Here is a 15,056-nt window from a genome sequence, read left to right as displayed (position 1 = left end):
CTCAGGTCTTGCTTTATGCAAGAGTCTATACCTTTAAACGCTTATGATACAGGCTCGGATCCAAGGAATCCAGGATACGTTTGGCTTCTTGCGCCACTTCTCCATACAGAATGGATGTCCTGGAATCCAAAAGGGCGCAACAGAGTTGGATCATTCTGCATTTCACCCTGAACTCTGTGCCTCCTTTTCTGAGGCCGAGAGAGTCGCGTAAACGGAATAGTTCCGAGCGGATCTGCTCCAATTCCTTTTCGCTCATTTTTCGGATCTCTTTGAATACTCCTCTTTCTAAAAGAAGTACAGGCAATGCCTCTTTCAATTCCGCTTCATCCTTGAATTCGGAACGTAGTGTTTGTATGCCGGAGAGAATGGGTTCGGAGCGCACACAGTCGAGGCGGATGGCTCCCGGTTCCCTTAAGAAAGCCTCTCTATACAGAAGAAGTCCCTGAGACACATTGCCTCCGATATACGCACATTCTGCACGGAAGAAGAGTAGGTCAGGAGAGAATTTTTCGAGTCCCGAAGAATCCCGTAAAACCTCAGAGGCGAGATCCGTTTCTTCCGCCAGAAGAAGACGATAGGCAAGCTCAGCGATCAAGGCAGGAGAAAGGGATTGTATTCCTTCTTTGCGAAGAGCGATCCGCACTTGGTCCGTGGTTTCCTGCAAGATGGAATTGATCGCAGAATGATAAGAGAGTTCTTTCGGATAGGATTTTTGTCTGTATACGGATTCGAAATCTTTTAGGAACTCGAGTAGTAGGCCTGTTCTTTCTCTTCCTTCTTTCGTTAAATGGATCCTGTCGATCCTGTGGTCCCAGAAAGAAGATATATAAAACCCCGAGGCATACTCGGGGTTTTCGGGATCCGCTTCGAGTAAGGAGTCGAACTCCTTCTTGGCAAGTTCGAATTCTCCTTCTGATAAATATCTGATGGCGTCTTCGTACTTTCGGTCTTCGTCCATCAATGAGCGGCTTTTTTATCGTGATGCTTGCTGACCTGCTTCACGATCTTATCTTCTAAGCCGTCTATGCAGGAATAAATGTCTTTGTCTTCGTGTTGTGCGTTGAATTTGCTTCCGTCGGCCGCAAGGTTTAGATTTGCGCTGATCAATCCGTGAACCTGCTCGAAGGAAATTTCCATGGAGACCAGTTTCTGTATGTATTTAGAAACCCTTTCCAATTTCTTACCGGCATAGTCTTCTGCTGTACCGGAATGATCTAAATTCTTCCAATTAAACACGATTTTCATGCAAATCCTCCGTTATCTTTCTTTGGTTTCCTATGCTTATCCTGGCTACCGACAAGGGGTCCTGATTATAACATAGAAACAGATCTTTTGGACGGGAAAAGGAGGGAAATACATCCCAACCCAGGAACTTCCTGTAAGGTTAGGATGGAAAAAACTAGAGTCAAATCAAAAAAAGCGCCCGCCCCGAGAGGGGCGGACCAGGGAAGTTAGAACTAGAGATGGGATGATTTCCTGTTCTGTTTCTCAGTCCTTGTTCAGAGTCAAGCTTGGCTGTTTAGCGAAAGCCAGGCTGCATGCTTCCTGGTATTTTTTCAGACCTTCTTCTTCCGCGTGCATAGCGGAGTCTAGGTCACCAATCTTTTGGTATACTTGGATAACTTCTTTAATGTTCTCAACTGCTTGGCAGGATTTACCAAGGCGGAACTCGGAGATCGATTTTAGGTAAAGTACCAAAGCGTATCCTTTGCTTTCTTTATCTCCCATTTTCGATCTGACCGCTAAGGACTGATCATAAAAACCAATTGCACCTTCATAGTCCCGGGTCTTTTGTTTTAAGCTTCCCAAGGCGGTTAGCTTATTTGCTAGCTGGATTTCCGATTCAGGTGTATAGTTTGTGAGCGAAGATTCGATCGACGCAGTATCGGATTCTGCATAAATTGCAGTGGAGATGCTTAAAACTAAGGCAATTTTAATTAATTTGTTCATCTTTTTATCTCCCAGCCGGGGCTTTGTATATAATAGTGCAAGCCTCGTGCCAAGTTCTTGGATTCTTCTTCGATTTTTTATCCAGAAATCAGAAAAAAATTCTGAGGAGCCTCCTCTTGGCATAGATATTAGCCGAGAGAAGGGAGATTGTATATAGGGAGGGGTGTAAGGAGTTCCTTCCACCCCGTTAGGAGGGTATTAAGGGAAAGTAGTTTCCTCGGTTTTTAGAGGGTAACTTCTTCCAATTCGAGATCTGTCGATTTTTTGCTCTGTTCGAAGGGGTATTTTAGGCTGGTGAGGCCGGCAATTTCATGCATGCAATCATGTAGGAAGTCTTCGGGATCCATATCTGCCGTTAAATATCTGAGCTTTCCTGCTCGAACGATGAGGCTGGTCCTTCGCAAAAATCCGTTCGGTTTATATTCCAGTCCCAGGCATAGAACAGGAAGAGGTTCTTCCGGTCTTCCGACGATAAATCGAAATCCTCCGGGACGGCCTTTTCCCATTTTATAAGGAACTGTGGTTTGTTCTGGAAAGATCACGAGCATATTCCCTTCGCCGAGTACTTTCTTTGCGAAGAGTAGATCGTTTTTGCTCTTTCTGGGCTCTTTCCGGTTGAGAGGGATCCCTCCACAACGAAGGAAAAAATCGAAAAACATAGGAGAAGCCAAGGAATCTTTCATAATGGCCCAGATATCCATTCTTCTATGATATAGTGCTTTGGAGAGTCCTAAAGGAATATCGTCGTTTCTCTGGTGTTTGGACAATACGAGGACTTTGCCGTTTTTAGGTACATTCTCTAGTCCATAGACTTCCGTCTTATAGAATAAGGATCCGTAGATTCTTCCGAACCAGCGTAACGCTTTTCTGGCTCTTTCCGAACTTCCAGGATGAGGCTTTTGTATTTTCTTGGATGACATTATGGAATAAGAGACCAATCTCTTGCGTAAGTTGCAAAATTGATCGCTCTAGTGCCGGTTTCTGTTTTACGTTTTCGCGACAGGGATCGCAGCGGAAATCCGGCGATGCGACATGCTATGGCGCTTCGCTGATTGAGCGTAGAGCCCGGTCCGAGCGAACTTGAGTTGCCTTCCATAAACGCTTCTGCCTATCTCGGACTCGCTTGGGTCGTTCGCGAGGGGTCGCCCAGTGAAAGAAAATGAATAGCGTTTGCATGGATTTCTCCTAAACTCGTTTTGGAAGGTCTGCCGGATGGTCGCGCTTTCTTTTCTGATCGAGCGGGTTACCCCTCATTCGGAGAGTTTGTGAGGAAAGTCCGGACACCATAGAACCGCGGGGCCGGGTAATTCCCGGAGTTCGGGATCGTAAGAGACTGGATATGGAAAGTGCAGCAGAAAATATACCGCTAGTTCTCTAGTAAGGGTGAAATGGCGGGGTAAGAGCCCACCGCCGCTTTTGCAAAAAGGCGGGCAATGTAAACCCTCCCGGGTGCAATCTCGAATAGGCGGCCATCGTTGGTTCTGCAGGGCCGTGGGTAGAGAGCAAAGAGTCTTTTCGGCAACTAAAAGACCAAGATAAATGATCATCACTCGCAAGAGTACAAAATCCGGCTTATAGGCGGGCTTTCCATAGTTATGATGTTTCAAATATGTTTGATTTGCCCGCCTTCAGGAGCGCTAGCGACTATAGGTGGATCTTCCATGGCAATATTTTTTATTTCAGATAGGATTTATCCACCTTCAGGAGCGGAGCGACTATAGTCAGGCCTTCCACTTGGCATTATATGAACTTTATGAATATGGAATGGTTTACAAGAGAAGCGGCCCTGGTCTTGGTACTTGGGTCTGCGTTTGCATTTTGCCTTACATATACATTCGAATATTTTATTAAACATACAGACCAGCAGCAAAAGAATACGAAACGTTATTTGAGGCTTCCCGTATTCTATAGATTTGCGGGCTTCTTTTTATTATCCACCATTCCTATGGTGTTTTTAGGGGATGCTTATATTAGTTTCCATAAGAACGGGATCGTTTCTTATCCTGATCTGAGTGTGTATCTGGTTTCTTTGATCTTATTTTTAGCAGGGACCTTGCTCATTCTCTATTGTAAGAATTATAAGATCGTATTGGAGCAAGATGCCATCTTGTCTAGAGGAGTTTTCCGCAAGCAAAAGAGGATCTTTTGGGACGAGGTGAGATCTGTTCGATTCGAAAGATCCGCGTTTTTTCTTTCGGATGGTCGAGAAGAGATTGAGGTGGTGACTATTTTGTCCGGATTTGAAGCCTTTCTTTCTACTCTGGAAGAATCGATCGCCTCGGATCTATATGAAGAAGCGTTTCAGGATTACGAACAGTTCTTAAAGAAACCCTGATATGCACAACAAGTTCGTGGATTAAACATATCGGCAAGATGGAACAGTTGAAGTGATTCTTTTGGATTGGGATAAAATTTGGGAACAGATTCAGGAGGAAGTGATCGCGTTTATAATCGGCGGGATCGTTACTTATATCATATATTTTCTAGCGAAACAAACCAAACCAAATCGGATTGGGGAAAAGATTGTATTAAGATTGCCAACGTTGTATTGGTATCTTGCAATTATTCTACTCTTTGCGCTTCCGATCATTTTGCTCGCAGATTCTTACTCTTTATTTAAGCAGAACGGCAAATTCATTTTACCTAATCAGATGATGTTTTATATAATCATTCCTTTAATGTTCGTGGCATTGTTCTTAATTTTCTATTGTAAAAATCACGAAATCATTCTTGGTAAAGATTCCATCGTTTCCTATGGACTTACACGAAAAAGAAAAGAGATCCAATGGAAAAGTATTTCGAAAGTTCAATTTCAACAGGGATCATTTCGTGTATATGAACTGAAGAAACATATTGAAATCACTTCTTATTTAGCAGGGTTCGCAATATTTTTGGAGCATTTGAAAAAATACGTTTCAACGGACCTTAGTGAAGAAGCATTTCGGAAATACGAAAAGTTTTTAAAAAATTCCTAAGTTTGGTTTGGATCTTTCCAGAGGCAAATCAGAGAGATCTTTTTTACTTTTATATAAAAATAAATCAATATAGGGCGACCATTCTTTCCTTTCCAGAATTCGTCCCTTTGATTTTTCTAGCAGTATGTCTAAACCGGAAAGATACCCGTACAGTGTTCAGCAAAAAGTAGCCTGGGGAGATATGGATGCGTTCGGCCATGTGAATAATGTGGTGTATGCAAGATATTTTGAAACGGCAAGGGCTTCGTACTTTGACGATATGGGGCTTTGGGAATCTCCCCAGAAACCTATGGAAGGCGGTCCGGTTCTCACTCATTTGGAAATGGATTATAGAAAGCAGGTGCGTTTTCCGGAAACGATTGATATTTCCATAAAATTGGAATCCGTGAAGAATCGATCCTTTTCGGTCGTTTGTTCTATGTGGAATCAGGCCGGGGAATGCGTCTTGACTGGAAAAGCGGAGCTGTTATGGTTTAATTTTTCTACGGGGAAACCTGCGGCGATTCCAGATGTCTACAGGGAACAATTTTTCCAACTATCCTACGAATCAGAGTGAGCCAACTGTCGCGAGCTTAAAGCAATTCTTATCCGAGGAATCCCTTTCTCGGTTTCGATTTGCGATGTTCCTTTTTATTTTCTTCGCAGGATTTGGTTTGCTATTCGGAGATCCTGCCAATGTAGGTCTTTACGATCCCAGATGGATCCGCGTTACTCATGTTATTCTCATCCTAATTTCCCTTGTCTTAAGTTTTAAATTAAAGAGTTTTAAACAGTATACGGACCCTGTCCTACTGTTCCATTTTGCGATCATGAGCGTGCATTCCTTCTATCTTTTGTACGCGAACGGTTTGTATCTGGGTTATCTGTTCGGTTTGATCCTGGTAGTTTTCAGTACTGGAGTTTCGATCAATAACAGAAGGGTCCTGATCCCTGTACTTCTCATCTTCATTGCGATCGCCTTCTTCGTCGGAATAAATGTGAAAAATCCTAGGATAGAAGTGGGTATGTACTATTTCGGTCTCATCTCTTCTTCCGTTCTTTCCGTCTTGGTAATCGGGTTTCGTATGAGGACTTTCGAAACCTTATTGCGTGCGGATGTGCAATTGGAAAAATTCCAGGCCAATATTGAGGAGGAGCTGGAGCTTGCCCAATCCACTCAGAAGAGCTTGGTGGATCTGGAGTTCCCTGAATCCGGTAATTTCAGGATCTCCTCTTACTTTAAACCTTTGGAAAGTGTAGGTGGGGATCTTATTAAGACGGATATGGCCAAGCAAGGCGAGTTGGACTTCTTCTTTGCGGATGCTGCGGGTCATGGGATCTCCGCTGCCATGGTCTCTTCTATGGCGGTCATGGCCTTCAAGATGAACGCTCCCATTGCGGAAAGTCCTGCCAAGGGTCTAACTTTGATCCATGAATCCTTGATGGGTATGATCGGCGGTTTCTTTATCACCGCTGTTTACATGAGATTGGATCGTGAGAAGAGGCTCTTGACCTATTCGTACGCCGGCCATCATCCTGCTGTGATCATTCGTTCCGACGGTTCTGTGAAGACTTTGGAAGGAAGGGGCACAGTGCTTCTCGCTCTGCCTAAATTATTCAATCGTGATTATACTGTGGAATTGTCTCCGGGAGATAAGGTACTTCTTTTTTCCGACGGATTATTCGAGTTTTATGGAGAGGATCAGGAGTTTTTCGGCTACGATTCTTTTGTGAAATTACTCCAGGATCATACTTCCAAATCGGGACACGAGTTCCTGGAATCCGTGGGCAAGTCCGTTCTGAATCTGCATCGTTCTCATCTTAAGGATGATATGACCATGCTCCTTCTGGAAGTTTTGTAGTATAAAAACCTCTTGCTCTTCTGGGGAAAGAAGGTAGCATTCCCGCCTATGTGCGATACATTCGTTGCTACTCCTGATCTTACTTCTTCTGGGAGAATGATCTTCGGTAAAAATTCGGATCGAGAACCGAATGAGGCCCAATGCCTAGTCCGTCTTTCGGAAAAGAATCATAAAGAAAGTTCTGTTCGTGTCAGTTTTCTGGACATTCCCCAAGCAAAGAAGTCCAAAGAAATTTTGATCTCTCGTCCTTTTCATCTTTGGGGAGCGGAGATGGGAGCAAATTCTAAAGGAGTGACGATCGGGAACGAAGCAGTCTTTACTCGTATTCCGATCGAAAAGAAAAACAACGGATTGACCGGAATGGACTTACTTAGGATCGCCTTGGAAAGATCCGATTCCGCTTCGGAAGCGAAAGATTGCATCATAGAACATCTGGAAAGATTTGGTCAGGACGCGTGCGGAGGATACGCGAATCGAAATTTCTTCTATCATAATAGTTTTATTATCGCGGATGCCAAGGATGCCTTCGTGTTAGAGACCGCAGACAAATTCTGGGCTTGGAAGAAGGTCCATGGTTTCTATTCCATTTCGAATGGACTCACACTCGAATCGAATTACGACGGATTGCATTCGGGCGCGATCGATTTTGCTAGGGCCAAGGGATGGTTAAGGAAAGGAGAGAATTTCTCGTTCAAAGGTATCTTCTCCGATTCCCTTTACACTACATTCAGTAAATGTAAAATACGCAGAGGGATCACTTCTAAGGCGGGAGAATTCTTCGGTTCCGCTTTGGGAATTCCGGAAGCAATGCAGATCCTTAGATTGGAAGGAAGCGGTCAGGGCAGTTCTCCTATGAAACTAACCTTAGGAGGATTTCCTTCCAAGGATCCAAGATTCAATCCGAGCGACGCAGGAATGGGTTCGGTATGTTTGCATGCAGGAGGTCCTCTTTCTCCTAATCAGACGACTTCTTCTTTTCTGGCGGAATTGGATCCGGATCCTACTTATTCCCAGTTTTGGGCAACGGGCACTTCAATCCCTTCTATCTCGATTTTTATTCCATTTTCCCTTCCGGGCAAAGCTGCCTTAGAAGGAAAAGTAGTGCAACCGGGAGCCACTCCGGACGCTTCTCTCTGGTGGAACCATGAAATATTGTATAGACTCTGTCTTAGGAATTATCGAAAGGCAGTTCCGATATTTAGCGCGGAGTTAAAGGAAGTCCAAGAAAAATACATTCAAAAAGTAGAATGGACTCTTTCTCAACCTAGGCATCGCTCCTTGGATACGATCTCGGAGGAAGCTCTGACGGACGCAGCCAGGCTTTATTCCAAATGGAGGAACCAGGTTAGCGAATTGGCCGCGAAAGGGAATTTATTTCCTTCGGCTTGGGTCTCTCCTATTTACAGGGCAAGCTGGGCCGTTTGGAACCGAAAAGCCAGGATCAATTCCAGAGTGTTAGATGGATCGGATCTTCCCTTTAAGCCTGCTTTTTTTTGAACAAGGAAAATGTCTGGATGGATCGGAAAAGAAAACGGCCCGAAATTGGAAGGAGACGGATTTTTGGATCTGTCTAAAGAATAGATTCCAACTCAGATGAAATTTCTACCGAAAGAAGTCTTGGAATATCCGGTCAAAGGCAGAAGGCTGATCGGAACGGTTTTGGGGGATAATATTCCTCAGAAGCCTAGTTTACTCATCTATCTCCGACATTTAGGATGTATTTTTTGTAGAGAGACTGTGGAGGATCTTAGACAGATCAGCTCTCGGGTCTCTGCCTTCCCGCCTATATTGTTCGTTCATCCTGATTCTGTAAGAGAAGGAGAAGAATTTTTTTCAAGATTCTGGCCGGAGGCAAGCGCCATCTCCGATCCGGACGCAGGTCTTTACGAATATTTGAAAATTTCGGAAGGAAATTTGATCGAATTAGCGGGACCGGAGGTTTGGGTAAGCGCGGTCAGAGCTCTTACCAAAGGGAATTTTTACGGAGTCCAAGGACGAAATATCTTGAGAATGCCAGGTGCCTTTTTGGTCCTGAAAGATCGGATCCTTTGGAGTCATACCTATAGACATATAGGGGATGAACCTGATTGGACCAAGCTGCCGGGTTGCACTCCGATCCCTTCTTCCGTGGACGATTACGATACTGGGATCTTGCCGGCGTAAGCAACTCTCTGAAGAAAAGAGGCGCTAACGATAAGCGCCTTTAACGCCAGGATCTATTTTCTTTGGTAGTAGCTCTTGTCTAAGACGTGGATCCCATAGATCTCCCAGTTCTCAATATTGTTTATGATGGATGCGGTCCCTGCAAGTGAGCCTGCCTGATTCAATGCCTGCGAAACTATGCCTTTCAGTCCTTTCGTAACTTTGAGCATGAATACGATATTGGCCCCGTTAGCTGCGGCTTTCTCTCGGATCACTTTTTCTCGGACAGCGTCCTGATAAGCCACTGCCTCGCCGGATCTTCCTGCATAATTACTCATAGCTAAGCAAGGCCACCCGAGAGGATTGATCACATTGATCAAAGGAACAGGCAGAACGATTAAGACGTTATTTCTGCAGTACTTCCCTAAGATACCTTCATCTTCTTCACTGATAAAATAAGGTCTGACGGTGATCCCAGGCATCATGGTTAAACCCGTTTCCAGAAAGACCTCGATCTTTCCTATCAATTCTATCTTTTGGCTATAAGACTTCTCAACTTCGAAGTATTCTTTCGATTCCTTTATACCAGGCGGGAGGGATTCTCTAAAGATGATCACATCTTCAGGCAAGATCGCCTGTTTCTTATTTAATGGATCTGTAATGATGAATTTTCCGTGAACACTCGGTGCCGGGCAATGAGTGAAAGAAAATAAAATAATCCCAATGAATAGCAGTCTGCGCATTTTTTCTAATATAGCTCCCAGGTCTGTTTAATCCGGAGAGACTGGACGTCAATGGAAAATATGCGAAGAAAAGGCCCTAACGTGCAGGGCCTTTCTAACACGTTCGGATTATCTGCGATCCGGTGGAGGAGGTGGGAGGGCGGCTTTGCAAGCGGCGGAGAGTTTACTTTCGTTTTCTCTTAAGCATTTCATATGGGCCGGGCCCCTGTCTACGTTCTTGCAATACTTGCTCTCATCGTCGGCACAAGCTGCCTTGAACTTTTCATGCCTGTCTTTCATCTCCGCAAGGTGAGCCTTGCAAGTCGCAGAGAGTTTGGAGGAATTATCTTCCAAGCAGCGATGGAGTTCCGGACCATGTTTCATATCCTTACAATAGGTTTCCCTTTCCGTGCGGCATTTGTCTTCTCTCGGAGGAGGACCTCCTGCAGGCTGCGCCCATACGGATCCGGCAAACAACAATGCGATTGCCGAATATCTAATGAATAGATTCATAATATTCCCCTCTTATCGATCCGGAAAGAAGGCTCTCTCGGATCGTATTTCATTCTTAAGACCCTACATATATGGTTTTAGGTTTCAACTTCGTTCGAATATAGGAAAAGAGATCATAATTACGCTTTAATTCCGAATTCAGGATATAATGCGCCTCATTCCGACTTTATAATACTCGTGTAGGAAGAACCTTCTTCTTAAATCCGACGCATGTATTCAAATTTGGAATGGGACCAGAAGCTGATCTCCTCTCTGGAGTTCTATTATAGAAATGGGGATCCTGATCTTTTCTTAAAGGAGGCTTGGGGTTGGGCCTGGGCGCTCTCCAGGAGAAAATTCCGTTTAGACGACGATTCTTGCGCTGATATTGTTTTGAAATTGGTTCATGATGTGGAACATATAATGAAAGTATACCAAGAAGGGAATTATACGAATTTCCCGGCATTCTTAACTACATACGTTAAACATTTGGTCTTGAACCAGAAAAAGAAGAATGTGATCCGCGCTAAGATGGAGATCGTCACCGACGATTTCTATACGGATCGATTTCCAAAGGCGAGCACGTATGATTTTACCCAAGACATATTGGAGCAAGCTAAGGAGATCTCTCTTCTGGTAAGAGAGACACTCGATCAATTGGATCCGCTGGCTTCTCTAGTAATCAAGATGAAGCATAGGATACGACTGAATCTAAAGGAATGCAGGATATTTAAACAGAGATTGAGTTGGCTGGGACTGGGGATCCGACAGTACTTCGATTCGGACCGGGAGGAAGAGATCAGGAGCAGGATCCGAAAGAGGAATGCTGAGGATCAACTGAAACGATTGTTCCAATCCCTATATCATACTGAATCGCAGAATAGGACCAGATGGAATGGAGCCAGAAAACATTGGTCCGATCGACATTCCGGGGTTCCCGAAGAAAAGAGCTTTAGAAAAATTGCATATTATTTGGGAATGAGCCAACATTCCGTTCGCACCTTATATTATTCCACAGTTACGGATTTTAAGAAGAAGGAACGCTGGAGAAGTATGGGTTGGAGAGCGGCTGCCTAATCTTTCTATTTCTTTCCTTCCGGACGAATGACAGGAACAAAGAGTTTCCTAAGAAGTTTGGATTTGTTCTTTAGCTCGGACACCTCCGCAAGAAGGTTTGCTACTAGTCTTTGGCCGGCTTCCATTCCCTTAGTCACGGAGCGGTTTAGCAATCTGGAACTTGTGCTTACCATGCTGAGTTCGGATTCATCCGGTGAAATGACCCGGATCTTCACTCCTTTGGGAGGGGATTGGATTATATGAACCGCTCTGTTGTACATGGTATGATGCACGCGAGTGATCATATGAGATAGCTTTTTATCGGAAGGATAGGAAAGCCAGCCTTGGAATCTCGGAATGGGGTCCGATAACTCGTCTTCCGGACTATTCAATACAACTGTAATGTCCTTGTATCCGGCTTGGATGACGGATTCTACCGGGATCGGATCGGAAATCCCTCCGTCCCCATAGTATTGGCCATCCAATTTCCATTTTCCCCTGGTAGCTATGGGAAGGGAAGTTGCCGCCTTCAATAAATTCAATACGTTAGACGCAGTTGCTTTCACGTATTCGGCACGTGCCTTGGCCAGATTCGTGACCACAACATAGAAAGGGGAGGTCTCCTTCTTCTCCAAATACTCCGCAGGAAGTCTATACTTTGTACCAAACAGATAATCGATCAAGTATTCCTGGTCTAGAAAGGTTTTGCCACGAAACGGATTCAAGAAGGAGATCAATTGGTTTCCGGTCAGTTCCTTTCGCCAGATATCCAGGGTTCTCAAGCCTTCTTCGTGGCTTGTCTCATAACCCGTAGTATAATAAGCGGCCGCACAAGAACCGGAAGATACTCCTAAGATCAGATCAAAAAAAGTAGAAGGGACGGCCTGGTTGATCGCATACAATGCGCCGCCTGCGAAAGAACCCTTCATTCCCCCACCGGCAACTACCAAGGCTCTCGCGCCTTTTTTGGCTTTCGGCAGGCTTGGAAAGTTAAGGTTTTGCTCCGATTTTCCCGGAGAAAAATACGAACTCATCTATAGGTAAAATTTTCGAGCCTTCTCTATTTGCAAGAAACTTGAAATTCTAGATCCCAAATTAGATTTCCTTTTTCATCCGAAAACCGATACTTTTTTGCAACATTTCGTTGTGATTCTTGCTTCGCTAAAGCGGAGATCCTCTATAGACCGAGTGCAGGGAGGACAAATTGGATCAATTCTTCTAAGACTTCCGAAGCAGGTCTTCTCCCATATTTTAAATTTAATACCACATGATTGACCCCTATCTCTTTCAGAATGATCAAAACTTCGGTAAGGAATTTTCTACCGGAGCTAAAGCCAAGGTGAATATTTTTAGGAGAGGCATCCGGTTGGCTTTGCAAGTCGATATATAAAGACTGTGCAAAGGGAAGAAATTTTTCTCCCCAAACTTCTTCGACGGTTTCTCTCCAACTTGAGACGATCTTCATTTGTTGATCGAGTGGTCTAGGATAGGAGATCCAGCCATCCGCGTTTTCCGCGATCCACTTGAGAGATTGCTGACTGAACCCAGTAACTAAAGTGGGAATCCCTTTCGCAAAAGGTTTTGGTACTAAATCGACACTTCTTATCGTGCCGTATTCCGTTTGGATTTCCGGAAATTCATTTTCCAGATACTTTCTAAAATCACCTAAATGCTTCCTGAATATCTCTCCTCTTCTCTCAAAGTTTAGACCGAGAAGAGGATACTCTACTGGCCTGTCTCCGGAAGCGATCCCTAAAACCAATCTTCCCTGACTGAGTTGATCAACTGAAGCGGCTGCCTTTGCTGTATGGATCGGATGCCTGATCGGCAAGATGATCGAGCCAGTCGCAAGCGCAATGGAATTTGTTTGAGCGGCGATATATCCTAAATACACGAAAGGATCGAAAACCTGTCCTATATCACCGAAAGTAGGATCCAATAAAGGAACATCTCGGAACCATAAAGCGGAGAAGCCTCCTTGTTCTGCCCTTTGCGCTAGTTCGATCTGTTTGGACATCGTAGGCTTTGCGCCTTCAAAAGATTCTATAGGAAAGAAAACACCTAAGGTCAGTTTTCCTTTCTGAAACATGGAAGAGTATCCCTTGTTTTCTTCCTTATCACTTATTTTTACCGTAAGCATCCTATATCCTCTATTCTTATATTTAGATATCTAGAAAAATCGATATGTTCGCAAATAAAATGTTTTCCGAACGGGATTTATCCGGTCTTTGCAAACGGAACTACTCGCGAATATGCTCTGGCTTCCTATCTGATTTTTTGTTTCAAGGACTCCAGATAGGCTCGAATCGTTTCTTCATTTCGCTTATAAAAAGTCCATTGACCGATTCGTTTGGCTTTCAGGAGATTTGCTCCCAATAGGATCGAAAGATAATGGGATACCGTAGATTGTCCTAATTCGCTCTTCTCTTGGATGAGAGTTACGCAAACCCCATCCTTTTGAAAATCTCCGATTTCCTGGGGCCCAAAGTTTGATTCCGGGCTTTTGAGCCATTCAAGAATATTCAAACGGGTCTCATTGCCGATCGCCTTTGTTATTTTGAGAATATCCATCGTACTTATAGAAAATCGATATATCGAGATTTATCAATCTAAAAAGCGAAACTAAATTTAAATTTCACTCAGAAATTCTATGGTTCTATAAATCTTAAGGGGAAGACTTGGGCGGCTCTTCGCTTCGCTCAGAACGAGCTACTTCGGGTTCGCGCAGCCGCGCTCATCCTGGCTTTGCCAGGACTAAAGCCCTCCGTATCTCTGCCGCGACGAACCGCTTGCACCAGAATTAATGTGGAATCGGATTATCATCTTGTTCCATAATAAAGCCAGTAATAGAGTAAATCCCTCGGCAAGGAGGATTGTTCACTCCTACCCACGCGGGAGTTCCATTTATGATTACGCTACCGGTAAAGTTATTTGTAGTGAAGTCCATATAGATCGTAGCATCTTCTAAGATAATTTGATCGTTGGATAGATTATGTCCAGGGATGATGATCTTTAATAAACTACAAGTAGCATCGGTAGGATCGCAATAACCCGTTGCTGTATGAGGATTCCATTGATAGGAATAGTCCGTCCAAGTAAATGTTGAGTCTTGATTATCTTTTAAATAGATACTTGTTCCAATCGCAACCGGACAGGAAGTAGATTGATCTGCCGGATCAGCATTCGATTGAAAATTTAGAAGAGCACCATAATATCCGGAAAGATGAAACGTATCCGTCACGCCGTCTACGGTTCCTGTGATTGTGCTATTCAATGGTGTGTTACTATCAGCGAGATGAAGAGAGCCGTCTGAGGCAATCGTATACGGAAGACTCGTTGTCCAATTCGTATTCGATGTAACATCTGCTTGCGTTCCGTCTGCATACGTGGCTAGGGTTGTATATCCAGAAACTACTTCATTGCTTCCGCTAACTACATGAGGATGTACGATTTTGATCTGATCATGAGAGGAAGAAGAAGATCCGAATCCATTTGGGAAAAGTAAAGGTCCGTTTCCCGAACCTGGAGAGCAGTTTACGAATAAGCCGATTGAAATGAGATGAAGATATATTATTGTTTTATAATGTATTTTGCGCATGCTTCTCTTCGTGCCCTTTTGCTGTTAGACTTTACTTTGAATATAGGATTTTGCCTTGAGAATTCAGACAAACGGATGAAAAGAAAGACCCAGGATGATTCAAATACCGCCGATCAGCTTCGATTTATAAGGAGAAGGGTCCGAATTCTATTGCTGTTAGGGGCAGAAATTGTTAAAAAAAGTGGATCAAATAATACAAAAGGAGTTTGACGGGTTGGGCGACGTAATTAATATGGTCTTTACGCCTGAAGGAGAGCTTCTCGGGAGAGAGTGGCCTTTG

Annotated in this window: 16 protein-coding genes and 1 other RNA gene; 8 read left to right on the top strand and 9 right to left on the bottom strand. The window is 44.0% G+C overall.

What is annotated here, in order from left to right:
- Positions 1-25: 25 nt before the first annotated feature.
- The 4 genes from EHO57_RS11870 to EHO57_RS11855 all read right to left on the bottom strand — a co-directional run bounded on the left by EHO57_RS11870 (position 26) and on the right by EHO57_RS11855 (position 2,870).
- Positions 26-958 (bottom strand): hypothetical protein, encoded by a 933-nt coding sequence (locus tag EHO57_RS11870; RefSeq protein ID WP_135643380.1) that lies wholly within the window; start codon positions 956-958, stop codon positions 26-28.
- Positions 958-1,245 (bottom strand): ribosome hibernation-promoting factor, HPF/YfiA family, encoded by a 288-nt coding sequence (gene hpf, locus EHO57_RS11865; protein ID WP_020771476.1) that lies wholly within the window; start codon positions 1,243-1,245, stop codon positions 958-960. Before hpf ends, EHO57_RS11870 begins: the two co-directional genes overlap by 1 nt.
- Before the next feature lie 243 nt (positions 1,246-1,488).
- Positions 1,489-1,950: a tetratricopeptide repeat protein gene (locus EHO57_RS11860; protein WP_135643378.1), complete on the bottom strand. Its 462-nt coding sequence runs from the start codon at positions 1,948-1,950 to the stop codon at positions 1,489-1,491.
- Between the two features lie 224 nt (positions 1,951-2,174).
- A complete protein-coding gene (locus tag EHO57_RS11855; protein ID WP_135643376.1) occupies positions 2,175-2,870 on the bottom strand; it encodes a lysophospholipid acyltransferase family protein in 696 nt (231 codons plus the stop codon).
- Between the two features lie 280 nt (positions 2,871-3,150).
- Here EHO57_RS11855 and rnpB point away from each other — a divergent pair.
- The 7 genes from rnpB (at position 3,151) to EHO57_RS11820 (ending at position 8,929) form a co-directional block, all read left to right on the top strand.
- An RNA gene (gene rnpB / locus EHO57_RS11850) (RNase P RNA component class A) lies at positions 3,151-3,541 on the top strand.
- A gap of 168 nt (positions 3,542-3,709) precedes the next feature.
- Positions 3,710-4,285, top strand: coding sequence for a hypothetical protein (locus tag EHO57_RS11845; RefSeq protein WP_246050669.1), 576 nt, complete (start codon positions 3,710-3,712; stop codon positions 4,283-4,285).
- 61 nt (positions 4,286-4,346) lie between these two features.
- Positions 4,347-4,925 carry a hypothetical protein gene (locus EHO57_RS11840; protein WP_135643372.1) on the top strand — a complete coding sequence of 193 codons (579 nt, stop codon included), beginning with the start codon at positions 4,347-4,349 and terminating at the stop codon, positions 4,923-4,925.
- 124 nt (positions 4,926-5,049) lie between these two features.
- Complete coding sequence (locus tag EHO57_RS11835) at positions 5,050-5,481, top strand: acyl-CoA thioesterase (protein WP_135643370.1); 432 nt, start codon at positions 5,050-5,052, stop codon at positions 5,479-5,481.
- Positions 5,435-6,766, top strand: coding sequence for a PP2C family protein-serine/threonine phosphatase (locus tag EHO57_RS11830; RefSeq protein WP_135643368.1), 1,332 nt, complete (start codon positions 5,435-5,437; stop codon positions 6,764-6,766). The genes EHO57_RS11835 and EHO57_RS11830 overlap by 47 nt, the downstream gene beginning before the upstream one ends.
- Before the next feature lie 48 nt (positions 6,767-6,814).
- The gene (locus tag EHO57_RS11825; RefSeq protein WP_135643366.1) at positions 6,815-8,263 is read left to right on the top strand and encodes a carcinine hydrolase/isopenicillin-N N-acyltransferase family protein; all 1,449 of its coding nucleotides are present in this window, start codon (positions 6,815-6,817) and stop codon (positions 8,261-8,263) included.
- Between the two features lie 96 nt (positions 8,264-8,359).
- Positions 8,360-8,929 carry a SelL-related redox protein gene (locus EHO57_RS11820; RefSeq protein ID WP_135643364.1) on the top strand — a complete coding sequence of 190 codons (570 nt, stop codon included), beginning with the start codon at positions 8,360-8,362 and terminating at the stop codon, positions 8,927-8,929.
- 53 nt (positions 8,930-8,982) lie between these two features.
- Here the strand turns inward: EHO57_RS11820 and EHO57_RS11815 are convergent, their stop codons facing one another.
- Both EHO57_RS11815 and EHO57_RS11810 read right to left on the bottom strand, forming a co-directional pair.
- The gene (locus tag EHO57_RS11815; RefSeq protein ID WP_135643362.1) at positions 8,983-9,651 is read right to left on the bottom strand and encodes a hypothetical protein; all 669 of its coding nucleotides are present in this window, start codon (positions 9,649-9,651) and stop codon (positions 8,983-8,985) included.
- Positions 9,652-9,759: 108 nt separating this feature from the next.
- Positions 9,760-10,143: a hypothetical protein gene (locus EHO57_RS11810; protein WP_135643359.1), complete on the bottom strand. Its 384-nt coding sequence runs from the start codon at positions 10,141-10,143 to the stop codon at positions 9,760-9,762.
- A gap of 210 nt (positions 10,144-10,353) precedes the next feature.
- On the opposite strand from EHO57_RS11810, the gene EHO57_RS11805 reads away from it, so the two are divergent.
- On the top strand, positions 10,354-11,199 hold the full coding sequence (locus EHO57_RS11805) for an RNA polymerase subunit sigma-70 (protein ID WP_135643357.1): 846 nt from the start codon (positions 10,354-10,356) through the stop codon (positions 11,197-11,199).
- A 5-nt stretch (positions 11,200-11,204) separates the two neighbouring features.
- Here the strand turns inward: EHO57_RS11805 and EHO57_RS11800 are convergent, their stop codons facing one another.
- From EHO57_RS11800 to EHO57_RS11785, 3 genes are all read right to left on the bottom strand, one after another.
- Entirely contained in the window at positions 11,205-12,212 is a 1,008-nt protein-coding gene (locus EHO57_RS11800) for a patatin-like phospholipase family protein (RefSeq protein ID WP_135643355.1), read from the bottom strand.
- Positions 12,213-12,355: 143 nt separating this feature from the next.
- The gene (locus EHO57_RS11795; protein ID WP_135643353.1) at positions 12,356-13,267 is read right to left on the bottom strand and encodes an LLM class oxidoreductase; all 912 of its coding nucleotides are present in this window, start codon (positions 13,265-13,267) and stop codon (positions 12,356-12,358) included.
- Between the two features lie 711 nt (positions 13,268-13,978).
- Positions 13,979-14,776, bottom strand: coding sequence for a hypothetical protein (locus EHO57_RS11785; protein ID WP_135643349.1), 798 nt, complete (start codon positions 14,774-14,776; stop codon positions 13,979-13,981).
- Positions 14,777-15,056 lie beyond the last annotated feature (280 nt).

The sequence above is a fragment of the Leptospira langatensis genome, from assembly GCF_004770615.1.
Lineage (GTDB): Bacteria > Spirochaetota > Leptospiria > Leptospirales > Leptospiraceae > Leptospira_B > Leptospira_B langatensis.
The sequence above is the reverse complement of the archived record's forward strand: the minus strand, read 5'-3'. Positions and strand labels throughout refer to the sequence as shown.